Here is a 24440-nt window from a genome sequence, read left to right as displayed (position 1 = left end):
CATGAACAAAACAGTAAATATAAATTTAGCAAACATGCTCTTCCATATAGACGAAGAGGCATACAATATAATGCGTAGGTATTTAGAATCTGTAAAACGTTCTTTTGCTAACACGCCAGGCAGCGATGAAATCATTGCAGATATAGAAGCTCGTATAGCCGAACTTTTTCATGATAAATTAGAGAATGAAAGACAGGTAATTACTCAAAAAGAAGTAGATGAAGTTATCGCCATTATGGGGCAACCTGAAGATTATATGGTCGATGAAGACATCTTTGAAGATGAACCTAGAGCCAAAACTTCTTCTTCGACTAAAGAAAGAGTAAAGAAATTATATAGAGATACCGAAAAGAAATATGTTGCCGGTGTATCTTCTGGTTTAGCACATTACTTCGGTATTGATCCGTTATGGATTCGTTTACTTTGGATTTTCTTGACCATTTTCACTTGGGGCGGATTCATCTTTATATACGGTTTACTTTGGATCCTTATTCCTGAAGCTAGAACAACTGCTCAAAAATTAGATATGAGTGGTGAGACTGTAAACATCAGTAATATTGAGCGTAAGGTTAAAGAGGGTTTTGATGACGTAGCGGATCGTGTAAAAAGTGTTGACTATGAAAAAGTAGGTGACACCGTCAAAAAAGGAGGTAAAACGATTTTTGACACCTTTGGTGATATCGTAATGTTCCTTTTTAAAATCTTCGGCAAATTCATTGGTATTCTTTTAGTTATCATTGGTGCCGCTACATTAATAGGTCTTTTTGTAGGTATGTTTACTGTGGGTATTTTAGATATCATTCATGTACCTGGTATTGATTTCTATAATGTAGTTAACTCTACCAACTTACCTATTTGGGTAGTATCATTACTTGCATTTTTTGCAATCGGTATTCCGTTTTTCTTCTTAATGTACTTAGGATTAAAAATATTGGTAAACAACTTAAAGTCTATTGGTACCATTGCTAAATTCTCTTTATTAGGATTATGGCTGATTTCAATTATATGTTTAGTCGTCTTTGGTATTAGAGAAGCTGCAGCACATGCGTATACTGGTAGTACTTCTGTAGAAAGTGAAATAACTTCTATCATGCCTTCAGATACTTTAAATATTAGGTTAGTAGGTACAGATGAGTACGATTATGAAAAGGATATGCATATGGGCGATACCTTTATTTCTTATGACGAAGCTGGTAATAAGGTTTTGGTTTCTGATGATGTTAGATTCCGTATTCGTAAGTCGAAAGACACTTTAGTTCGTGTTCAAATTAGAAAAGAAGCTGACGGACCGTCGAATAGAGAAGCTAAAGATATTGCTAGTCAGATCATATATGAATATGAAGTAAACGGTAATACGATCTCTTTTGATGACTATTTGACCACACAAGGCCCTAAGTTTAAAGACCAAGAGGTACGTGTTAATATATTCTTGCCAGTAGGTACCATTTTAACCTATGATCAAACAAATTCTAGAGATTGGATTACGACTGTAAATACCGATAGAGATGTTGAAGGTCTAGAAGGCTATATCTGGAAAATGACCGAAAGCGGAGAGCTTGAATGTCAAGACTGTCCTGATTTTATTGAAATGGAAGATGAAGATGATACGGGTTCTAATCGCATCAATATCAACGAAAATGGCATCGATATCAATATCAACGATAATGGCGATAAAGGTAAAATCATTATCAACGAAAACGGAATTGACATCGATGTTAATGATAACGGAGAATCGTTTAAAATGAAGTTAGATGAAAACGGCGTTAAGGTTAACACCAACGATAGTATCAACTAATTACAGTTCAGACATCTAAAACAACAATTCAGTATTTATAAATAGAAAAAGAGTTAGAAAACAATCATTTTTACATCATCATAAAATAGTAATCAATCAAAAAACGAACAATCATGACAACATTAGTAAGAATAACAGTAGCACTCGTATTAGCCCTATTACTTTCATCTTGTGGCTTTGATATTAACTTCGGAGATTTTGGATCTGGCGAAAAAGGCAACGGCGTAGTCGTTGAAGAAACTAGAGAGATTACCGGCGAATTTACAGAAGTATCAGCTTCTGAAGGTTTAGAGGTATTTGTTACCCAAGGTGCAGACTTTGATATTGCCGTTGAAGCAGATGAGAATATCATTGACTTAATTGGAACGGATATTAAAAACGGAAAATTAAAAATTCACTGTATTGAAAACATTGGTCGCTCGACTAAAAAGATATATGTAACAATGCCAAACGTTACCGGTATTTACGCTTCTAGCGGTTCTCATGTAACTACTGAAAATAAAATTCAATCAGATAAATTAGAGGTCGATGCGAGTAGCGGTGCCATTATCAATGCAAATGTCTACGCAACCAACATAGATATAGATGCGAGTAGTGGTGCAAATATTACTTTAGAAGGTACTGCAAAAGAAGTTTATGTTGATGCTAGTAGTGGTGCAAATATTAGAGCTAAAGACTTAACTACTTTAGTGGCTACTGCAGATGCTAGTAGTGGTGCAAATATAAGTATCGACGTTACCGATGATTTAACCGCAGAAGCTTCTAGTGGTGGTAATATATTATACAAAGGCGACCCATCTGTTCAAAAGAACAAATCGGTTTCTGGTAGTGTTCATAAATACTAAATTATTCTTCAATCAATTCAACTTTAAAACCCACTGAAATATCAGTGGGTTTTCATTTTTTTGTATACCCCTAATCTGTATATTAGTGGTATGCAAGTACACCTTAAGAAATATACATTACCGTTAAAACATACTTTTAGTATCTCTAGAGAATCTCATGATTTTCAAGATACTATGATTGCATCTTTATCTTTAGATGGAAAAACCGGGTATGGTGAGGCTACCTCAAATCCGTATTACAAAATTACTACACAGAGTATGATGGATGAAATCAATGCCATATCCTCTGAAATTGAAAATTTTGAATTCACAAAGCCTGAAGTTTTTCATGCGTTTTTAGTAGGTAAAGGTTTATCAAACTTTGCCATTTGTGCTTTAGACTTGGCAGCACATGACCTGTATGGAAAATTACTAGGCAAGCCACTCTATGAGATTTGGGGTACAAGCATCGAAAACTATCCAACAACCAACTATACTATAGGTATTGCTGCTATTGATGTTATGTTAGCCAAAATGCAAGAAATGCCGTGGCCTATCTATAAAATTAAACTAGGCACTAGCGATGACGTTGCTATTGTTCGTGAATTAAGAAAGCATACCGATGCAATTTTTAGAATAGATGCCAACTGTGCTTGGACAGCCGAAGAAACTATATTTAACGCTCCGCTTTTAAAGGAACTGGGCGTACAGTTTTTAGAACAACCATTAAAAGCTGATGATTGGTCTGGTATGGAAGAAGTTATGCACCACAGCGTATTACCTGTAATTGCCGACGAAAGCTGCATTGTAGAAAGCGATGTTGAGAAATGTGCACTACATTTTAGTGGTATAAATATTAAGTTGACCAAGTGTGGCGGACTAACCCCTGCCCTACGGATGATAAAAAGAGCTAAAGAATTAGGTATAAGTGTTATGGTAGGTTGTATGACAGAATCGACCGTTGGTATTTCTGCTATTGCGCAGCTGATTACGCAATTAGATTATGTGGATATGGACGGAGCATTATTATTGAAAAGTGATATTGCAACGGGAGTTCATATTGAACCTGACGGAAAAGTTATCTTTTCAAAACTTGCCGGTAGCGGTGTTCAATTGTTAGATTAATGTTTACGATTGATGAATTTCCCGATAGAACTATTGCCATTGATGGTAAAGAATACCTATACTTTGGCGGCACCTCATATTTAGGGCTACAAACCGATACCGAGTTTCAATCATTGTTCATCTATAATATTAAAAAATATGGCACTGCATATAGTGCGTCTCGTAAATCAAATATTAGAATATCAATTTTTGATGAAGTAGATGCTTATTTAGCTGAAATAATTGGTAGTGAAGCTTGTGTGACGATGTCTTCTGGTTATCTCGCCGGTCAGTTGGTGTGCAACTATTTTAGTCCACCCAATTATCAATTGTATTATGCGCCACATACGCATTCTGCCTTATTTAGAAATCAACAAGAATTATTTCAAAGCTGGAACGAGCTTGAAAATGCTATCAAACAGAATTCTAATAAAACACCTGTTCTCTTTTTAGATAGCATTGATTTTCATGGTGATAATTATCCCGATTATAACTTTCTTAAAAATCTACCATTGAAAGATATAATTCTAGTTGTAGATGATTCTCACGGAATAGGCATTACTGGTGAAAATGGTGGAGGTAGTTTCAAATTTCTACAATCACTAGCACCAAAAGAACTTTTAGTTTCTTGCTCTTTAGGTAAAGGTTTTGGTATTCAAGCCGGTGCGATATTTGGCAGTAACAATATGATTAATGCCCTAAAAAATACGCAGTTTTTTGGCGGGGCTAGTCCCTCAACACCTGCTGCTTTAGCAACTTTAAGAGATGCCAGTTCACTTATCACAACTAAAAGAATACAATTGGCAGAAAATCTGAATCTATTCTTGAAAAACATATCAAATAGGTCTCTTTTTGTCTATGCGGAAGGGCATCCTACCTTTAATTTTCAAAATGAAATACTTGCTAATTACCTGGAAGAAAATGATATCATAGTTACTAATTTCAGGTATCCAACAGAAAATGATTCCCTCATGAGTCGTATTGTTATAAGCGCCTCACACACCAATGAAGACATTTTAAAACTTTGCGCCATTCTTAACGCATACACTTCAAACCTGCAATAATTACTACAATTACCTAATTATCATTATGTTATTCGTAATTATTGATGCTATTTTTTGTTAAATTCTGATATTTAATTCGTATCTTTTTAGTACACATTCAACTCTTTTATTAACTAACACCTTACCACTATGAAAAAAATTATAGGATTGGTATTGCTGATGCTACTATTGGTATCGGCCGCCTCAACAAATTCCATCAACGAAAATTACATGCATACCATAGAAGGTACATGGGAACTGGAAAGTTTTTATAATTATGACGGACAACAAGTTATCGACACCGTACCAACTGCCGATGGGTACAGACAGGTTAAAATGTACTATAACGGTAAAATTATGTGGTCGAGATATGTACCTGTAGATAAAATTGGCAGATTCGGTTACGGCACTTATAACATTACTGATGACAGATTAATGGAAACGTTAGAATATGGTGATAATGAAATGATTCAAGCTATGGATACCATGCGAATTTTCACTTTTGAACTTCAACTTAACGATGACAGATTTAGCCAAATAAGTTTAGATGAAGAAGGTAATAGAACATTCTCTGAAAACTATGTACGAATAGATTAACTGAACACATTCAACAAAAAAAAAGACCCCATTCTAACGAATGGGCTCTTTTGTATTTTATGCTATACTAATTACTAGTACTTATCTGCAATTGCTTCTTCAACAGAACCAATTGATGCCAGGTAACGCTCTGCATCTAATGCAGCCATACAGCCTGACCCTGCAGCTGTAACTGCTTGTCTATACTCCTTATCTTGAGCATCTCCACTAGCGAATACACCTGGTAAATTAGTTTTGGTAGATTTCCCTTTTGTAATTAGGTAACCCGTTTCGTCCATATCTAATTGACCTTTGAATATATCGGTATTTGGTTTGTGCCCAATGGCGATAAATATACCTGTAATGGCAATTTCTTCTTTCTCACCTGTTTGGTTATTTACCATACGTAAGCCTTCAACAACTTGTTCACCTAAAACTTCATCTACTTCAGTATTGTAACGTACTTCAATATTTTTAAGGCTGTGAACTCTATGTTGCATCGCTTTAGACGCTCTCATTTCATCTTTACGCACCAACATCGTTACTTTGTTACAAATGTTAGCCAAATAAGATGCTTCTTCTGCCGCAGTATCACCTGCACCAACTATTGCTACATCTTGTCCTTTATAGAAAAAGCCGTCACAAACTGCACAAGCAGATACTCCGCCGCCACGTAAACGTTGCTCACTAGGTATATTCAAATATTTAGCAGTAGCACCCGTAGAAATAATAATAGTTTCAGCTTCTATTTGCTTTTCACCATCGGCAACTACTTTATGTATACCTCCTTTTTCTTTTGAAAACTCAACTGAAGTAATCATACCAATTCTAACTTCGGTACCAAAACGCTCAGCTTGTTGTTGTAATTGCACCATCATTGTAGGTCCATCGATACCTTCTGGGTATCCTGGAAAGTTATCTACTTCAGTGGTGGTGGTCAATTGACCTCCTGGCTCCATACCTGTATACATAACAGGTTTTAAATCTGCACGGGCAGCATAAATAGCTGCTGTATACCCTGCAGGACCAGATCCTATAATCAATGTTTTTACACGTTCTATTTTATCAGACATAATATCAAGTGGTTCAATTCTTATTCTCTACTACAAAAGTAGGTTTTTGAACCAAAAACTTACAATATAGTTATCAAAAGTTTTTATATGATAATTAGTTATGAAGATAAGTATTTACTATTTTTCGCCAGTTTTTCTAGCTTTAAGTCAAGAAAAATGAAGTAAAATGAACTTTCCCCCATTCTTTACGTATGTATAGTAGAACTTATATTATTATCGAATGAAAACCTTTAAATGCGCTATCATAGAAGATTCTAGCACGCAGCGAAAACTTCTTGAGCAAATTATCGAGAAAAATAAAAACCTGAAGCTATTATATTCTTCTAGTGCTAGCCCCGAAAGCTTAGTTGAAGTAAATGGTTTAAAAATAGATTTCTTATTTCTTGATATTGAAATGCCCGTAATGAATGGATTCGAGTTTTTAGCCGGACTAACAATTCGTCCGCAGGTTATTATTACGAGTCAGAATCAGAAATATGCCCTTGATGCTTTTGAATTTAATGTAACGGACTTTCTTTTAAAGCCTTTTAGCAATACTAGGTTCGAAGCTGCGATTACCAAAGCCATTGATAAGGCGAAATCGATAAAAAAGAAACAACCCGAAAGCAAATTAGTAGTAAAGCACAATCTTAAGCAGGTAGAGCTTAATATGCATGGCATATTATATGTTGAAGCTTTGGGCGACTATGTAAAAGTGGTCACTGAAGAACGCAACTACATTATTCTCTCTACCATGAATGCTTTTAACAAAAGACTTGGGTCAGAGAATTTTATACGAATTCATAAATCGTACATCGTTAATTTAAAAATGGTGGAGCGCTATAACCACGAATTCATTGAAATTAAGAATAAGAAAATTCCGATTAGCCGAGCCAAAATAGTTGAACTCGACCAGCTTTTAAATTGTATCGATTAAACCTACTATATTATTCGGTTATCATATCAACCGTTGCAACGGTTCTAAACCCTGTATGTTCTAAAGAAGAATCCATACTAGAGCCCATTCTTGCAGATACTCGGTAACTAGCGCAATACGATGCACTACATAAAAAAGAACCGCCTTTTATTACACGTTCTTTTGCTAGTGGATTGTTTGGTGTAAACGGAGCTTCTGCTCCTGCAGGATTTACCAAAACCGTATTTTTAGCCTTTATCTCTTTATAGTAATTGGTATTATACCAATCGCTCGTCCATTCCCAAACATTACCTGCCATATCATATAGCCCATATGCATTTGGAGGATATGATTTTACAGGGGCACGCAACTCGAAACCGTCAGCAATAGTATTTTTTACAGGAAACTCACCTTCCCAAGTATTTGCTTTTTCCTTTAAAACAGATTCGTCATCACCCCAATTGTAGATGGTGCCATATGAACCTGCTCTAGATGCCAGCTCCCACTCTGCCTCTGTTGGTAAACGTCTATTTGCCCATTCGCAATATGCCAAAGCATCTTCATAAGATACTTGCACTACGGGGTAATTATCTTTTCCCTTAATGTTACTTTTAGGTCCGTTTGGGTGTTTCCAATCTGCACCAATCGTCCAGTTCCACCATTGTGAGAAGTCATATAGATTCGGAACTGTTGATTTCGCTTTTTTAAATGTCAATGATCCTGGTTGCAATATAGAATCGTGTGGTTTTTCGGTACCTGCGGGTACTTGCTTTTTAAGTTCTTCCCAATCAATTCCCTTTTCGGCAACCGTTACATAGCCCGTAGCTTTTACAAATGCTGCAAATTGGGCATTGGTTACTTCTGTGACATCCATAAAAAATCCGTCAACTATTACATCAACTGCTGGTTTTTCATGGTCCATTGCCGCTTTATCAGTATCTACGGCTCCTTGCTTAAAAGTTGCACCAGAAACCCAAACCATGCCATCGGGAGCTGATACTTCTTCAGGTTTTGCACTTAGTAAAGTATGCTCGACTACCTGTTCGGTTTCTTCAACCTTCGCTGCAACTTTTTCTTGAACTTTGTTTTCTTTGGGTTCTGACTTACAATTTACCATACCAAATATTAGTAAACCCAAACCTAAAAACTGTACACTTTTATTCATGCGCTAAATATACTTTCTCTTCTTTAAATTCTACTCTAATACTGCGATTTTAACGAATGGGACTAATTACATATTCAAAAGAAAGGTTCTCAGGTTGAATCTGATATTTCTCCATCGGTAGTAATCCCCAGCTATTATCACCACCAACACCCATTTGGCTATGATCGATATTGATATTAATTAAATCTCTTGTTGGTATATCGTAAGTGTGCTGCTGTCTTTTCTGCATACCCTCATCAAAATCTGAATTCAACTGATGGTGCGCACTGAAAGAGAATAATTCTGGAGCGGTTATTTTTATTCCTTTTCCATCCTTATTTTCGAATGACAAGGTTCTGATATCTGTTCTGTTTCCATTCTCTTGCGGACGAATATATTTGAAATACAAATCGGAAACATTGGCATCGTACACACCTACCAAAGCAGAAGTATTACGATCTAAATAATTTTCGTGTTCTCCTCTACCATACCATTCTACTTGGTCGTAGCTGTTATCAATAATTAGATTATTACCAAATCTTGGCATAATTGGCAAATCGCTGCTCATACCTTTTAACTCGGTGCGTACTAATATTTCACCCTTAGTATTTATAGTATAGGTTACATTTACTTGACCATTTACAGCAGGTAATTCGTAATCTGCACTCAGCTTTAAATCTTTTCTAATTTTAAACGGATTAGCAGTTAGCTTAACAGCATCTATAATCTTTTTACCCTCATTTGAGTTTACTTCTAAACTCATTATATTTTGGGTGTCGGTAGCTTCTTTCCATTTCTTTAAAAGTTTAGGCATATTGTAGCCATAATCATTATCATTTGGTGCTCTCCAGAAATTTACGGTCGGTCCTTTTTGTAATAGATTCCCTTGTCCGTAATCGATAGATGATAAGGTACCGTCTTTACTATTGAAACCGATTTCAAATCCGTCACCTTTTACAATAATGGTTTCATAAATTTTAGTCACCATCAAGCCCTCGATATTTTCTTCAAATACGGAAGGGTTGAAATCTGTTAACTGAAACTGCTCATAAGCCAATAAATAATGCTCAGGTATTAAGGCACTTTCTTTTTTTGTCGTCATATAAACATTCAAATGATATTCAGAACCTGCATTTGCCAATTCTGGTAAGTCTATTTGAACCTCTTTAGTTTCATACGGCGCGATATCTACATCTGCCAAATTACCTTGCCCTACTTCTACCCCATTTTCTAATAATCTCCATGAAAAAGCATATTCAGATAAGTTGGTGAAATCATACATGTTCTTTAAACTAATTTTTCCAGATTTCGGATTCTCAGCCTTAAACTTTACATATTGATACACCTTTTTTACCTCATACAAAGCCGGATGCGCAGAACGATCAGGATCTACCAATCCGTTCAAGCAGAAGTTATTATCATTCTGTAATTCTGCTCCGCCTAAATCACCACCAAAGGCATAAAACTCAACGCCATCTTCATTGGTTGCTTTTAATCCTTGATCTACCCAATCCCAAATAAAACCACCTTGCAATACATCGTACTTTTCAATAGCATCCCAATACTCTTGTAAATTTCCAACGCTGTTACCCATCGCATGTGCATATTCGCACTGAATCAAAGGTCTCTTCGGATTATTCTCTGCATATGCGATAGTTTGGTCAACCCTAGAATACATTGGTGCCTGAATATCTGTATTTGAGAAATTTGTTGCTCCTTCATACTGCACGGGTCTAGTAGTTTCATGTGCTTTCAACCAATCGTAGGTATCAAAAAGGTTTTGACCGTTACCGGCTTCATTTCCTAATGACCAAGTAACAATAGAAGTATAATTTTTATCGCGCTCGAACATACGAATCGTTCTGTCTAAATGCATTTCTCTCCACTCTGGGCGATATGCCGGGTGAATGGCAATTGCGGCTTCATCGCCATCTAAACCTTGGTTGGTGGCTCCCATACCATGAATTTCAATATTGGCTTCATCAACCACATAAAAGCCATACTTATCTGCCATTCTATAGAAAAACTCATTTTTAGGGTAGTGACTGCAACGAATGGAATTGATATTGTTTTGCTTCATTACCTCCATATCTTTCAAGGTAATTTCTTCGCTAATAACATGACCTGTAACTTCGTCATGATCATGAAGGTTTACCCCTTTTATCAATACAGGCATACCGTTTACCAAAAACTGATTGTTTTTGATTTCGATTTTTCTGAATCCGATTTTAGAACTGATTGCTTCGGTGGTGTTTCCTTTTTTATCCTTGAACGTAAAAAGTAGCGTGTATAGATTTGGCTTTTCAGCATTCCATGTTTTTACATTTGGAATTTCTTGCGCGAATTTCACTGTGGTTGTGCCTTCAACTACATCTATTTTCTGGTCTACTTTAAATATTTCTTTAGCACCATCTAATAAGGTTACTTCTATTTGGGTACCTTTTTGCTTTTTGCCTGTATTCGCCAGTTTTAAATTTAAACTGAATTTACCGTTGGTATAGGTGTCATCTAAATCTGCCACTACCATGTAATCTTTTATAGTCGCTTTATTGGTTGCATATAAATACACATCTCTGTCTATACCGCTTAAACGCCAAAAATCTTGATCCTCTAGATAGCTGGCATCTGACCAACGTAATACTTGAACAGATAAATCATTTTTGCCCTCTTTCAGGTATTTCGAAATATTGAATTCTGCAGGCGTTTTACTGCCTTCGCTATACCCCACCATTTCTCCGTTCATATATACATACATGGCACCACTTACGCCGCCAAAATGCAAATACACTTCTTTACCATCCCAATTCTTAGGAGTTTCAAAACTGCGTTTGTAGCTACCTACGGAGTTGATATCGTGAGGAATAAATGGCGGATTCTTCGGAAAAGGATATACCACATTTGTGTAAATCGGTGTACCATGACCTTTAAGTTCCCAGTTAGATGGCACCGTAATTTTATCCCACGCTGATGTATCGAAACCAGCATTGAAAAAAGTAGTTGGGCGTTCTGGTACGCTTGCCGCATAGTTAAAATTCCACTCCCCATTTAAAGACTGATAGAAAGAGGAATTCTCCCAACTTTCATTTGCTAGAGCCGACGTTGCATTCTCATAACGATATAAAGATGCTGTTGGATCTTCGCGATTAATTTGAAATATTTCAGGATTCTCCCACTCCGGATTTTCCCATTTCGGAGCTTGTGCATTTATAAACGCAGTGAATAAAAAGATGCCGAGTACGCAAATTTTAATACAGTTTTTCATGTTCTAGTTGTTCAAGTGTGTTAGTTTCAATCTATGCTAATTCACCACTATTGTAATGATTTCGCATTTTAGCTGTTGTAATTTATAGAAATTCACATTTTAGTGCCTGAGTATTTCAGATACTACCAAATATTCCATCCTTGCAAAATACAATTAAACTTACGAATTTGAAAAGGATACTATGTTGTAGACCATATAAAATGATGCTCTAACAAATGCTATGTTCTTAATTACTTAATAATCCGTTTTCTAGCAGTGGAATCTGAAAACGCTCGGTATCTGGTTTGGTGTGTTCTTTTTTGAATATTGCTGCGGCCTTTTCTAAAATATCAGGATGATCTAAAGCTATATTATTCTTTTCTGTTGGATCGCTCTTTAAATTATACAGCTCTAAGGTTGGCTGCTTGTCATCCTTTAAATGTTGGCGAATGACTTTAAAATCGCCCATTCTAATCGCTACTTGACCGCCATATTCAGGGAATTCCCAATACATGAACTCATGCACTACTTGATTCTCCTCGCCCAATAATGTGGGTAAAAAGCTAATTCCGTCTGTAGCCGGTTTTTCAAAATCTAACATATCGGCAAAAGTTGCTAGCATATCGTAATGTGCAGAGGCATGGTCGCTTGTAGATCTAGGTTCGATCTTTCCTGGCCAGGTAAAAAATGTAGGCACTCTTATTCCGCCTTCATACACAAATCCTTTTCCTTTGCCATACTCACCTTCAAAAGGTTTAGCACTTTCAAAAAATGTAGGATCTGCACCACCTGCATAACTTGGTCCGTTATCTGACGTAAAAACAATCAGTGTATTATCATAAATTCCTTCGTCTTTTAACTGCTGCACCAACTTACCTACATTCTCATCGAAATAAGAAACCATGGCAGCATAAGCTGCATGGGGAGTCTGGTGCGAAAAATAACCGTTACCCTCACCCGACAAATACGGCTCTTCTGGTCCGAATTTCTCCACATAATAATCTACCCAACGCTGCGGCGCTTGTAATGCCACATGCGGAATGGGAGTTGCCCAATACAAGAAAAACGGATTGTCCTTATTATCCTTTACAAAGCCTGTAAGCTCTTTAAACATTAAGTCTGGAGCGTAATCTGTAAGCGTATAGTCTTTATAACTCTCCGGATTTTTTGGGTCTAAGCCTTTTGGGAAGGGTGAACTTGGCGCCACCGTATCATTCGCCAAATGCACGCGGTTTCTATTCTTGTACAAATGCAACGGATAATACGTATGCGCCTGTCGCTGGCAATTGAATCCGTAGAAAAAATCGAATCCCATTTCATTGGGTATGGAGTGTGTATGCGGCGCACCTAATCCCCATTTACCAACCAGACCTGTTTTATACCCTTCATCTTTTAAGTAGTTGGCAAGCGTTTTGGTACCTACTGGCACGGGTCTTTGCCCTTCTAAGGTAGAATCTTTTGCCATGGCTTTATAGTTCCAAACATCACCACGGTCGTTCCACTCATCATTACCACGAATAAAAGAATTGCCTGCATGCTTACCGGTCAAAAACATATATCTGGCAGGTGCACAAACGGGAGCACTAGAATAATGCTGTGTAAAAATCATGCCCTCTTTTGATAAGGCGTCAATATTGGGGGTTTCTATTTTCTCTTGACCGAAAGCACCTATTTCGGCGTAGCCTAAATCGTCGGCCAGTATGTAAATGATATTTGGTTTTTGCGCTATTGGCGATTCAATTTTCTTTTCATCTTGACAAGAAAAAAGCTGAATAGCCAGAAAGAATAATAGAAAGGAATTTTTCATTTTTGGTGGATAGGTTGGTTGTCTTAAAGATACCTATTTTCCTAAAATATCGGTAATCAAACCTTTAAACATTAAAAGCCCAGTATCTATGAGCTTATCGGGAAAATCGTAGTCAGAATGATGTAAGGCAGGCTGATCTTCCCCTGCCCCTAATCCGAAAATGGCACTTTTATATTTTGATGAAAACCACCCAAAATCTTCTCCAAATTTTAATGACTTCGGATGCTCAACTAACGCAACCTGATTTAGGTTCGCTACTTTTTCAATCAAAGCAACACACTCGCTATTATTATCTGAAGCCGGAAAAAACTCGAACCAATCTATTTCTGCTTTTAATTTATGGGTGTTTGAAATTTCACTTACCGCTTGTTTTATTTGATTTTCTAAAGCGGTCATAACTTCACCACTCCAAGTTCGAATGGTATAATGTAGTTCTGCATTTTCGGGAGAAATACCGTAATTCTTTTCTCCTAAATCAATACAAATAGGAGTCAGCAGCGCAAAATTTTTACTATTAGCATTCGGGTTCGAAAACGTATCAAATACTTGAATTAATTCTGCAACTGCCATTGCAGGGTTCACTCCGTTTTCTGGTTCAGAAGCATGCGATTTCTTTCCTGTTAATTGAATTTTGAAGCTTTGTACTGTAGCTGTAAAGAAACCTGATTTTACGATGACAGAATGCATCTTCTCACCTGGTAAATTATGAAGCGCAAAAACATAATCGGGATCGAGGTTTAAAAACCTTGCATCTTCTAACACCCTTGCAGCACCTTCCCCTGTTTCTTCGGCTGGTTGAAAAAGCAGAATCACTTTTCCTTTATTTAACTCAGCCAATGATAACCATTCAGCTAAACCAGCTACAATCGTCATATGACCATCATGACCACATTTATGTGACACTCCGTAGTTATCAGATTTATACTCAAATGTATTTTCTTCAATTATCGGTAAGGCATCTAACTCGCAACGTATAGCGACTGTTGGTCCATTTTCTTCAAATTCATAAACAACAGCGACCCCTGCCCCACCAATAGCGCTAATAATCGCTGTGGGGTTATATTCTTTTACAAATTCAATAATTTGTTTTGCTGTGTTATGCTCCTTACCTGAAAGTTCAGGGTTTTGGTGTAGTTGTTTTCTTAGTTGAACCAAGGTTTTATTCATACTATAAATATAGTTTGATTACAGCTCGATTGGTAATTAATAATTAACTTTTAGAAATAGAAAACTAAAGTTCATAAACGCAATCAATTACAGATTTACACTTGTTCAAACTATCAACTTATAGTATTTCAATTCACTATTTATCCTAATTTTAAAATAAAAATCTAACTATCAGACTTGGTCTAATCTTAGATTTTATTTACCGAATAGTTTCTTCCAAAATCCTTTTTTCGCAGGTGTATCGTCTGCTTCTACATTAGTGATTTTGTATTCTGCATTAGATGAAATTTCTCCTTCTTTTAGTTTTTCTCTTTTTTCAATTTCTGCTATCTGCTCCATAGCTGCTTTTTTATATAGCATTGCACCTTCTGGATCACAATTAAATAGATTAGAATAGCAAGAAGAACTATTAAGATCCATAGGGTTAGGCTCAACAACCTCTGTAGCTTCTAACAAGCCTAATTCATTATCTTTTGCATAGTTCAATGCTTTAAGAAATACATTAATTCTATCGAAAGAAAACAAATTATCTAATTCATTTTTTACTTCAGCATTAACTTCATAGTCCTTCAACAATTCAACAACCATATTTGCCGGAATGTAAACACCTGAACAATAATTTTCAATGATTCTATTATTCACATTACTTGTCAGTTTTTCTTTTGGTAGTATTTGATCCCAGTTTTTAAAATAACTTTCTAATAAACCGCTTTCTGAAAAGGAAAGAGCAGCACCCCTGGTATAGAAAAACTTTTGAAAAAATCCTTGTGCGACTGCAGCATAATAACCGTGACTTTTATCAAAAATATCAGTGTCTTTAGTTTCTGAACCAACTGCAATTGTTTCTTTGTATTTCTCTTTATAAAAATCTTCGATTTTGTATTCGGTCGCTAATTTGTCTATTAGACTTTGATCTTCTAGCACATCAAAATACCATTCACTTATTTGTTTCTCCGATATTGGATGATAGCTTATGTCCCAACCCATATTTTTATTTTTATGGTTTATTATTAATATTCTTATTGACGTAATATTTAAAATCTATTACCTGCCTATTAACTCATATATCTATGTTAACGCTTAAAGCAGGTATATAATGTTTGTATTAGATTTTTAATACTTCCACTTTCTAACAACATCATGTCCATAAATTCCATCCAGAATTTCTTCGCACCATGCATCGACTGTTTTTTGACCGATTTCTTGATTAAAAAAATCTGACTGACAAGAGATCAAGCACCCTTTTAAATAATCGCCTGCATCATCAAATAATTTTGTCAAATATGGTTGTGTATCGTGATCAAAATAGTAAACTTCTAATGTTTCGCTATGAAAACAAAACATATTACCATTGCCCAAATAATCACTAAAAGAAACTAAAAAAGGTAAATATTTCTTATCCTCAGCTGTAAAATCTGGTCCGTATTGAGGTTGGTCTTTCCATATATCTTTTATCCAACCAATTTCATCTATACCTTGCAACACCTCCCCTATTCCTGCAATTCCGAAATTTTGATAAAACAATTTTAAGCTATCAGGTAAAGTAGTTCCTAGCCTTTTTTCTAGCTCTAATATACTCTCAACACCAATTGGTTCTGCTATTTCATCTTCCCAAAAATCAGCAAGCTCTTTTATTATATAGTTAGATTTTTCAAGCCAACTATCTTCCCCAATCTTATCAAAAGGAATGATTATGTCTGATTTAAGTTTAATGTCTATCATTCTTTAAAATATTCATTCTTATTAATCAAATTAATCTTTATTGTTTGATGCTTTCATATAGATTTAATACTACAGTTTTTGGTTGTTGCTAATAGAATTATAAAACAACAAGTTACTATATACTAGGTATACCATCGTATAATAACACAAAAAGAGCACCGCTTTTCAGTGATGCTCTATGTATATACTATACTAAAAAGTACTATTTAACAGAATGTAGAGAACGGTATTCTAACTCTCTTCCAATGAAATAACTAGGTGTATTGTTCTCTAGTGTTTTTTGGTTAGTCCAATTTCCAGATTCATCATACTCATATTCAATCTTATACATTGCTGTAGAAATTCGAACTTCAGACTGACTGTATGGGTCATAATCCAATATTACAGATTCGTCACCATTTTCATTATAATCAATACTCATAAATAAATTGCCATTACTACGGTACCTAGACTCATATTTTTTCTTGCCTGAACCTGCATATTTAGATTTTAAGGTTACAAATAAAGCACCGTCTGCATAGAACCAATTTTCTTCTATTAGCTGATTTTTTTCATTATACGTAAAAGTGGATTTTGTATCTAAGGTATTATCAGAATTGTAAGTCTGCTCCAAAACCAAATTGTCTTTTTCGTCATACTCATATGTAAACTGTGTATAAAATGCCTCATCTTTTGGGTGATCAGCTTTTAGTAATCGCCCTCTTTCATCGTAAGAATATCGTATCTCTTTTATTGGTTCATCATCTGAATTTAATGACCGCTCTGTTATTAAATTATGATTATCATTATAGGTAAATTCAGTTTTATAAGATAAGCTACCGTCTGAGCCCAAAGATTCTATATCCTTTTTATACCCTTCATCATCAAAATGAATTAATTCAGACATTCCTACACCATTATTAAAATCTTCTAGAGAGGTATATTTGGTCTCTTTCATGGATTTTACATTTCCAGAAATACTCATTTTCTTTAAGTCAGATTCTGGTTTAATTTTTTCTTCAGCGCAGCTATTAAATATAAAAAGTGTGAGCGTTAAAATTAGTACTGAGTTTAATCGTTTATTCATAATTATTATTGGTTATTTGATTTTAACGGTTTAGTAAAAGGTAATATTTGATGTACGTTATTTTTTTACTCATTTATTATTTTACTTCTATGGGCTAAGCCCCAATCTCTCATAGTCTCAATTACCTTATCTAATGATTTACCATAATCAGTAAGGCAATACTGAACAGACACTGGCATAGTGCCAAACACTTCTCTATTGACCAATCCGTTTACCTCTAACTCCTTTAATTCTTTTGATAGCATTCTTGGAGTTATTCCTTCAATTTGTCTTTCTAATTCTTTAAAACGTTGTATTTTAAATGAAAGTGCTATTATAATTGGTAATCTCCATTTTCCACCAACTATGTCGATCACATCTCTTACCGGTAGAATAAACTTTTTACATTCTGTTGGAGTGTAACCATCTCCTTTATTCTTATTTACATCCATCTTTGAACACGTTTTTAAAAAATGCTATACGAAAGTATACCGCTATACTATAGTATAGCGGTATACTTTATATATCAAATTTACTATAAATTTGCATGCTACAATAAAACTAGAAATGAAAAAGACATTAGTAATTAGCTATACCCCTAGAGAAAACTCTAATACAAAAAAAATGCTTGATTTTTTTATAGAAAACAATCAAGATAAAACAGAAATAACATTTGTTGACCTAGCAGAAGAAGCACCAGATCTATTATTAAAAGAGCATTTAAACCTTTATGTAAATAGAAATTTTGGTGGAGTAGAACTTAGTGATGAACAGCAAAATATTTTAGCTAAGAATGACAGAATGATGCAACAATTGCTTGAAACAGATTTTGTTGTTTTAGCCTGCCCTATGCATAACTTCTCAATACCTGCAACAGTAAAGGCTTGGTTTGATGCTGTAATACAATCTGGTAAGACTTTTACTTATACAGATACTGGTATTAAAGGATTGTGTAAAAACACTAAAGCTTTGGTTTTAATGACAAGTGGCAGTGATTTTTCAATAGAACCTTACAAAAGTGTAAATTTTGCAACTCCTTTTTTAATGACAGCTTTTAATTTTATGGGAATTTCGGCTGAAGCTATTAATAAGTTTGGAATGATACAATATGCCGATAAATCTGAGCAAATGATAGCAGATGCTAAAGAAGAAATTAAAACCGTAAGTAATACCTGGTATTAAACAGAAATTAAAATAAAAGGCATCACTTTTTAGTGGTGCTTTTGTTAATTAACAACAGATTTAACTCTTCAATATTTTCTTCAGAAAATGATGCCGCTTGTTCGTCATCTAAATCTGTTAAATACAATAGTTCTTCTATTAATGAATTTTCAAAATCACTATACTCCTTCTTATATTCAACTCTAATACCAGAGGTACCTAACAAACATTGCGTAAAAGTGGGCAGTTGCCCGCAGACTTTAAAAAACGTGTTGTTAAATGAAAAATATTGCTCTCTTTCTTTTGATTTTTCATAAGATAATGGATAAGTCCATATTCTAGCCGTTTTGTCTTCAAATGCAGCTTTTCTATTTGCCTGCCCATAAACGGTTTCCCAACTAAATTTTCTGATTTTTGCTTTTAAAAATGTATTAAAGTCCGGTATTTCTTTCTGATAAATGTTTGTTAGTGCAAACCTTAATTCACCTCTATTATTAAAATACTCGCTGTCAATAACTATAATACCACCATAAGTGCCTTTTTCATACTCAAAACTTAAACAACTACCTGTTTGTATAATTTCATTGATTTCTTTTGGTGGTTTTTTTCGTTTTTTTGGATTAGATTTCTCAACACTGATTTTCTTTAGAAATTTAACCAAATACTTTTGCCGTTCATTTAAAAAGTCATCGGTAGCATTTAATCCTTTCAAAATTTTCAAATCTTCTCCTCTTTCAATGATAGATTCTATTTCATTTAGTTCGGGTGTTCGTAAACTTTTTGTTTCCCACAAACAAAAGCCCAAAGCAAAAAGTACATTGTTCTTGTCTTCAAAATCATTAAGACTGTAATTGAACTTTTGCGTGATTAACTTAGATATCTCGTCTGGCTCAAGCCCTAAATTATATTTTTCATAAAAATATTCTTGAACTTCACATGAAGTATCATTTCCAAAAATTTCTGAATTCCAAGTTCCCATTTATGCTTTATCTCTAGGTGCTAAATTTATAATAACTTAATCGTAATTTTCATATATGCTTCTGTAGATAGTTGCTAGTAAAAGTCATAATAAAAACTCCATTCATTAGTTTGGTCATTTTTCGCAAACATTAAACTACCGCTGTCTATTACATTTAAGTTGATTTTTTGATCAGACGTAATTTGCAATACAAACTCAAATCCTTCTCCAAAATCAATTCCTGATTGGCAAAATGACGGAAATCCACCCATTTTATGCTCCTTTTGGTGAAAATCTGCTATGTCATAGTAACTATCAATTTCCCCACTATCTTCAAGCCCATTAATTAACTCTTCCATTTCAGATGATAAACCACCACCATCCCACAGGGGGCAATCTTTATTTATTTCAGCTTTTAAAGGAAACGGTTTTATAAACGATTTGGGATTTGATAATTCTTTAATCGAAATATTATCTAAATTTTCATATTCTCTGATGACCCAATTTTCGCCCATTTTCTCAAAACATTCTGGATATTCATTTGAGATAAAAACCGTTAGTATTTTTGTTTTCGATAAGTTCGGATGAATAAAAGGTAGATTCGGAATATAAATTTGAGCCAATGGGAGCATCAATTCTCCGTTCTTATCGGTCGGAATTGTTTCATCAGACTTATACGCAGTAACCTTCCCTATCCAACTTTCTTCAATTGTGTTTTCTGGTCTAAACCCACCTACTTTAAAAACTGTAGCGTCTTTAGAAATTTTGTCCTTTATATCTTTAATCGTCAATTTTGTTTTATTTAAATTACCACTCGATTAGACCGTCAATTTTAATAGAATTTCCTTTATCATCATCTGTTATAAGCACCACTTTATATTCCCCAGGTTCTATTTTATCTACTATTGCTACAGATTCTACCTTTAAGGGGTTCTCTATATTCGGTATAATAACTGCTTCATATGAATTTAAAACGTTAGCAGCCTCCATATCAATTGTACCAATAAAACTACCTAATATTTCTCCATCATCATAAGCATTGGTTGTGTTTTCTACTGACGAGGTAAATAGAATCTTTGATTCTTCTTTTAAAATGGTAGCTCCAGAAAATCCCGATTCAACTCCGTTTATCTTTGGTAAGTGAAATTCAGTTATTATTGGCTTAGGAAAAGAAATTGAATCTTTTATATATGCCAGAAAGTCTTTGTAAACAAAGTTGAAAATTAAATTCTTGCCACGATTAAAAAGATAGATTTGACCTTTTTGAAAAGCTACAGCTTCTATATTAAGGTCTTCATTTTCCATTACTTTCAATTTTCTTAAATTATTATAGAAATCAGAAATATTATAAGTCTTAACTCTAATTTCACTTTCTAAGAAAATGTGTAAAAAAATATCTCTTTTAGGTGATTTTGAACCCGAACCAAAGCCGATCAATTCATTTTCAGTAATCACTTCTAATGATTCAAAATCTGGCTTGTCTTCTTTTACAATTCTTCCATTCGCTACATTTTCCGTTGCATATATTGGTGTTTTAGAAATGATTTCATCTTCAGTATTTATGAGGTACAAAAACGGAGAATCATCACCAATCGCATAAAAACCGCTTTCTATAGCAACGATACCCGAACCACTTGGTAAATTTTGAATCGTTTGACTATTAGCGACTTCAAAAGTTAAGCTATCTTTTTTGCATGAAGCCACAATCAGCAACAAGGCTATTATCACTATGCTTATTTTCATTTTATATTCTAAAGTAAATTTTTAAAATCAATATCAAATGCAAGATAATGAACATCGGTTATAGCTAATTTTCCTATTCGTTTGCTTTGATAAAAAAGGAAAGGTTTAGCCATTGATTTAAGGTGCAGTATTGATGAAAATTTAAGGGCATCATATAAAAGAAAGTAGTAGAAAACTAACTTGCTTTCGATTTATAAGTGCTATCTATTATTTGGTTATTTGTAATTAGGTTATGTTACCCTTTTAAGTATTATTTTAATTTCTCGGTTATTTTATTATAATAATCAACTCGGTAGTCTATTTCTTCTTGAAGTTCATCAAAACTTATTCTATCGTCATTACTAAATCCTGATATTTTATCTTTTCCCAATTGTGGCGGAGTGCCTGTTATTATTGGGGTTTCAACTACTTCAAAAGATTCTGCATCAGCATCTTTAATTAAGCGATTGAGATAGAATATTTTATTTCCATCTCTTGAATAAAAAAAATGCTTCTCTTTTAATTTTTTCCATGTTTTAGGGTTTGCTTTCGGAATAGCAGCAAAACCATAGAACACGTTATTTTCATCGATACCATACTTACTATCGTTCAATGAAACAAATGTATTCGTGTCTGCCTTTTTTACGATTTTAGTTTTACCGCTGAAGTTATAGTAATACACATGGTTTACATCTTTGCCATAACCATACGGAACATAAGATTCGTCGTATAAAAACATTTTTTTATCAACCCATTCTACTGATTTACCTAGCGAGTGTTTGCCGTCATCACAGATTTCAAAAGAAGAGGGATCTGCATCTTTAATTTTACCCACTAAACTATATACATTGTTCTTATCCTTAGCGTAAGTGAAATTTAATGCTTTGAACGTTTCTGCATCAGCGCTATTAATTCTTGTAGCGCCAGAATAACACGTTTTTTTGTCTTTAGCCCAAATACCATAGAAGTGTTCGAAAGTATTAAGGTCAGCTCCTGCTATTTCTGTTCCTCTATGAAAAACATTTTCACCGTCTGTCCAATAAAACTGGTTTTCATTTTCCTGGTCAAATTCTGTCGAAAGTTTAATCATGTTTTTTTTAATCAAAATATTCAATTCCTTTTCTATTTACCCATCCTTTTTTACCATCCGGGTATTCAAATCGGGCATAGTATTCATTATAATCACTTAAATACTTGTATTTAGGTATTAAACCGATATAAGGATAATAAGTGACCAAATTATTTTTACTTAATAGTAAGTGAGTTCCTTTTTTTGGTTCAATGCTTTTGTAGTCAAAAGAGATTATACATTTTTCTTTTTCTAAATCCCAAACTCCAAACTTACCTGATTTTTTTACGATTATATAGCTCGGTGCTAATGGCTTGTAAAAACTGATATAATACCAGTAATCTTCAGCACTTATTTTCGAAGTACTATTATTAATAAATTTTACTTTTTTAGAACCTTTAGGCAACACTATAATAGTATTGGTGAAATCAGATAAAAGATAATATGTTATCTCTCTCCTATATTCTTCCTCTTTTAAGATCTTTTTTAGAAAAAGTAATTCTTCAACATTTTTTTCTTGAACGATATTCTCTAAATCATCTATAGTTAATATTTTTTTTTCTTTATCGTAGGTTCGTGCATCTGTTTGAAGTTGATACATTTTATGATTTAAACTACCAAATTCGTCAAAATTTAATGGTTCTTTATATGCATTTAGGCTGAATGATTCATGAATTACCTTCAAAACTTTATTCTTATGAGAATGATAAGTTACTGTTCTGTTTTTATCACTATCATTACCCCACATTGTTCTATATTTTTCAGGTTTATTATATTTATTCCCTAAAGAATCTATAAAAAACATCTTATTTTTAGAATCAATAACCTGATGGTATAAGGTTGAGTATTGATAAACTGTTTTCAGGTTTTTAGAAAGTAATTTCCCATTTAAATTATAAATTGAAATTTTTCCTGAATTGAAAATTGTTGCTATATTTCCATATATATTTAAGGAATCGCAGACATTATCAATAATTTTTTCTTCTTTTAATTTGACACCTATTTTAGAATTTAGTATGTCAAAACTAATATTAGAGTTGTTAAAATTAAAATCTTTAACTAAATCATAATCAACTGAATACAAAATATTTCTATCGTCGTTTTCAATGACCTTATAAATATAATTATCATGATGATTCCAATCTACTTTATATTTTTGATTATCTTTTTTAACAATTATGCCTTCATAATTTGTAGACCTTTCTCCATTAGGCCCCAAGAGTATAATTAATGGAATATTTTTAAGTACTTTAAATTTATAAGTACCTAAAACTTTTTCTTCGTTTTGATCTATTTTTAAATAGTATTTATCGTTTATAAAATATATTTGTTCTTCAGGTGACTCCCCTTCATATTCATCTGCTATTATATTTCCTATGAGTTCATTTGAGCTGAATTTGGTATCTATATTTTTAAAGAAGTTATCCTCTTTAGATATCATCTCTTCTACTTCTTGATAAACAGATTCTTGATTTTGAGAGAAAACGGTTACATGAAGAAGTAATAAAAAAAGTAAAGGTATTTTGTTTATCAGAATTTTCATATCAATGGCATACAACGTTAGTATTTGAAATGTAGCATAAATATACACAGACCTATTAGTTTTGCCCTTAAGTCTACATTACGTTTAAGTTGTATTAGGCTTAGTGTTTTATTTTTTCTCGTTATGGATTCTGCCAGTTTAGAACCCGCAATAGCCTAACACTATAAGAACTGCTATTTAATAGTTTCTAGTTTTATATTGCTCTTCTGTCAATTCTATTTTCATATCCTATTCAAATGGCTCTTTTGGGATTTTTTGTAAATTCTCAATATATCTGGCATTATTAAATGGTTTATTGGTTTTCATAATTTGAAATAATTCAACAGATATACATTGTCCTATCATTTGTCTAGCTTGAGAATCATCAAATCCCTGACCCCGCAATCTATCCAATGTGATTTTTGTTTCAGGAGGATTGTTATCCTTAAGTTGATTTTTTATTATTTCAAAAATTTGATTTCTTAATATTTCGTTTGTCTCCATATTTAAATGTTTTGCCAGCTATTGTAAGCAATCGTTTAAGATAACAAGTTATCGTATCCAACTTACTT

At 33.9% G+C, this 24440-nt stretch carries 22 protein-coding genes; 7 read left to right on the top strand and 15 right to left on the bottom strand.

The features are described 5' to 3' along the window. Position 1 precedes the first annotated feature (1 nt). The 5 genes from QSV08_RS02785 to QSV08_RS02765 all read left to right on the top strand — a co-directional run bounded on the left by QSV08_RS02785 (position 2) and on the right by QSV08_RS02765 (position 5363). Positions 2 to 1795 carry a PspC domain-containing protein gene (locus QSV08_RS02785; RefSeq protein ID WP_324026388.1) on the top strand — a complete coding sequence of 598 codons (1794 nt, stop codon included), beginning with the start codon at positions 2 to 4 and terminating at the stop codon, positions 1793 to 1795. Positions 1796 to 1908: 113 nt separating this feature from the next. Next, the gene (locus tag QSV08_RS02780; protein WP_324026385.1) at positions 1909 to 2640 is read left to right on the top strand and encodes a head GIN domain-containing protein; all 732 of its coding nucleotides are present in this window, start codon (positions 1909 to 1911) and stop codon (positions 2638 to 2640) included. Between the two features lie 90 nt (positions 2641 to 2730). Continuing rightward, a complete protein-coding gene (locus tag QSV08_RS02775; RefSeq protein WP_324026384.1) occupies positions 2731 to 3744 on the top strand; it encodes a dipeptide epimerase in 1014 nt (337 codons plus the stop codon). Further along, complete coding sequence (locus QSV08_RS02770; RefSeq protein WP_324026382.1) at positions 3744 to 4787, top strand: aminotransferase class I/II-fold pyridoxal phosphate-dependent enzyme; 1044 nt, start codon at positions 3744 to 3746, stop codon at positions 4785 to 4787. The genes QSV08_RS02775 and QSV08_RS02770 overlap by 1 nt, the downstream gene beginning before the upstream one ends. Before the next feature lie 129 nt (positions 4788 to 4916). Then, entirely contained in the window at positions 4917 to 5363 is a 447-nt protein-coding gene (locus tag QSV08_RS02765; protein WP_324026380.1) for a hypothetical protein, read from the top strand. Between the two features lie 74 nt (positions 5364 to 5437). On the opposite strand, the gene trxB is transcribed toward QSV08_RS02765, so the two are convergent. Then, complete coding sequence (trxB, locus tag QSV08_RS02760) at positions 5438 to 6415, bottom strand: thioredoxin-disulfide reductase (RefSeq protein ID WP_324026378.1); 978 nt, start codon at positions 6413 to 6415, stop codon at positions 5438 to 5440. Positions 6416 to 6635: 220 nt separating this feature from the next. Between trxB and QSV08_RS02755 the strand changes: the two genes are divergently transcribed. Next, the gene (locus QSV08_RS02755) at positions 6636 to 7331 is read left to right on the top strand and encodes a LytR/AlgR family response regulator transcription factor (RefSeq protein WP_324026376.1); all 696 of its coding nucleotides are present in this window, start codon (positions 6636 to 6638) and stop codon (positions 7329 to 7331) included. A gap of 10 nt (positions 7332 to 7341) precedes the next feature. Here the strand turns inward: QSV08_RS02755 and QSV08_RS02750 are convergent, their stop codons facing one another. The 8 genes from QSV08_RS02750 to QSV08_RS02715 all read right to left on the bottom strand — a co-directional run bounded on the left by QSV08_RS02750 (position 7342) and on the right by QSV08_RS02715 (position 17888). Then, positions 7342 to 8475: a formylglycine-generating enzyme family protein gene (locus QSV08_RS02750; protein ID WP_324026374.1), complete on the bottom strand. Its 1134-nt coding sequence runs from the start codon at positions 8473 to 8475 to the stop codon at positions 7342 to 7344. A 49-nt stretch (positions 8476 to 8524) separates the two neighbouring features. Then, positions 8525 to 11716, bottom strand: coding sequence for a glycoside hydrolase family 2 TIM barrel-domain containing protein (locus QSV08_RS02745; RefSeq protein ID WP_324026372.1), 3192 nt, complete (start codon positions 11714 to 11716; stop codon positions 8525 to 8527). 226 nt (positions 11717 to 11942) lie between these two features. Beyond that, positions 11943 to 13502: an arylsulfatase gene (locus tag QSV08_RS02740; RefSeq protein ID WP_324026371.1), complete on the bottom strand. Its 1560-nt coding sequence runs from the start codon at positions 13500 to 13502 to the stop codon at positions 11943 to 11945. 33 nt (positions 13503 to 13535) lie between these two features. After that, a complete protein-coding gene (locus tag QSV08_RS02735) occupies positions 13536 to 14669 on the bottom strand; it encodes an amidohydrolase (RefSeq protein ID WP_324026370.1) in 1134 nt (377 codons plus the stop codon). A 195-nt stretch (positions 14670 to 14864) separates the two neighbouring features. Continuing rightward, the gene (locus QSV08_RS02730; RefSeq protein WP_324026368.1) at positions 14865 to 15656 is read right to left on the bottom strand and encodes a hypothetical protein; all 792 of its coding nucleotides are present in this window, start codon (positions 15654 to 15656) and stop codon (positions 14865 to 14867) included. A 126-nt stretch (positions 15657 to 15782) separates the two neighbouring features. Continuing rightward, positions 15783 to 16391: an SMI1/KNR4 family protein gene (locus QSV08_RS02725; protein WP_324026366.1), complete on the bottom strand. Its 609-nt coding sequence runs from the start codon at positions 16389 to 16391 to the stop codon at positions 15783 to 15785. 202 nt (positions 16392 to 16593) lie between these two features. Then, a complete protein-coding gene (locus QSV08_RS02720) occupies positions 16594 to 17457 on the bottom strand; it encodes a hypothetical protein (RefSeq protein ID WP_324026364.1) in 864 nt (287 codons plus the stop codon). Positions 17458 to 17522: 65 nt separating this feature from the next. Further along, on the bottom strand, positions 17523 to 17888 hold the full coding sequence (locus QSV08_RS02715) for a winged helix-turn-helix transcriptional regulator (protein ID WP_324026362.1): 366 nt from the start codon (positions 17886 to 17888) through the stop codon (positions 17523 to 17525). Between the two features lie 115 nt (positions 17889 to 18003). On the opposite strand from QSV08_RS02715, the gene QSV08_RS02710 reads away from it, so the two are divergent. Continuing rightward, positions 18004 to 18618 (top strand): FMN-dependent NADH-azoreductase, encoded by a 615-nt coding sequence (locus QSV08_RS02710; protein WP_324026360.1) that lies wholly within the window; start codon positions 18004 to 18006, stop codon positions 18616 to 18618. A gap of 22 nt (positions 18619 to 18640) precedes the next feature. Here the strand turns inward: QSV08_RS02710 and QSV08_RS02705 are convergent, their stop codons facing one another. The 6 genes from QSV08_RS02705 to QSV08_RS02680 form a co-directional block, all read right to left on the bottom strand. Further along, a complete protein-coding gene (locus QSV08_RS02705; RefSeq protein WP_324026358.1) occupies positions 18641 to 19576 on the bottom strand; it encodes a hypothetical protein in 936 nt (311 codons plus the stop codon). 74 nt (positions 19577 to 19650) lie between these two features. Beyond that, on the bottom strand, positions 19651 to 20346 hold the full coding sequence (locus QSV08_RS02700) for a DUF1963 domain-containing protein (RefSeq protein WP_324026356.1): 696 nt from the start codon (positions 20344 to 20346) through the stop codon (positions 19651 to 19653). Positions 20347 to 20362: 16 nt separating this feature from the next. Then, on the bottom strand, positions 20363 to 21298 hold the full coding sequence (locus QSV08_RS02695) for a DUF6929 family protein (RefSeq protein ID WP_324026354.1): 936 nt from the start codon (positions 21296 to 21298) through the stop codon (positions 20363 to 20365). Between the two features lie 250 nt (positions 21299 to 21548). After that, on the bottom strand, positions 21549 to 22367 hold the full coding sequence (locus tag QSV08_RS02690; protein WP_324026352.1) for a DKNYY domain-containing protein: 819 nt from the start codon (positions 22365 to 22367) through the stop codon (positions 21549 to 21551). 7 nt (positions 22368 to 22374) lie between these two features. Beyond that, the gene (locus QSV08_RS02685; RefSeq protein ID WP_324026350.1) at positions 22375 to 23787 is read right to left on the bottom strand and encodes a hypothetical protein; all 1413 of its coding nucleotides are present in this window, start codon (positions 23785 to 23787) and stop codon (positions 22375 to 22377) included. Between the two features lie 330 nt (positions 23788 to 24117). Next, the gene (locus QSV08_RS02680) at positions 24118 to 24372 is read right to left on the bottom strand and encodes a hypothetical protein (RefSeq protein WP_324026348.1); all 255 of its coding nucleotides are present in this window, start codon (positions 24370 to 24372) and stop codon (positions 24118 to 24120) included. Positions 24373 to 24440: the final 68 nt, after the last annotated feature.

Source organism: Maribacter sp. BPC-D8 (genome assembly GCF_035207705.1).
Classification (GTDB): domain Bacteria; phylum Bacteroidota; class Bacteroidia; order Flavobacteriales; family Flavobacteriaceae; genus Maribacter.
The sequence above is the reverse complement of the archived record's forward strand: the minus strand, read 5'-3'. Positions and strand labels throughout refer to the sequence as shown.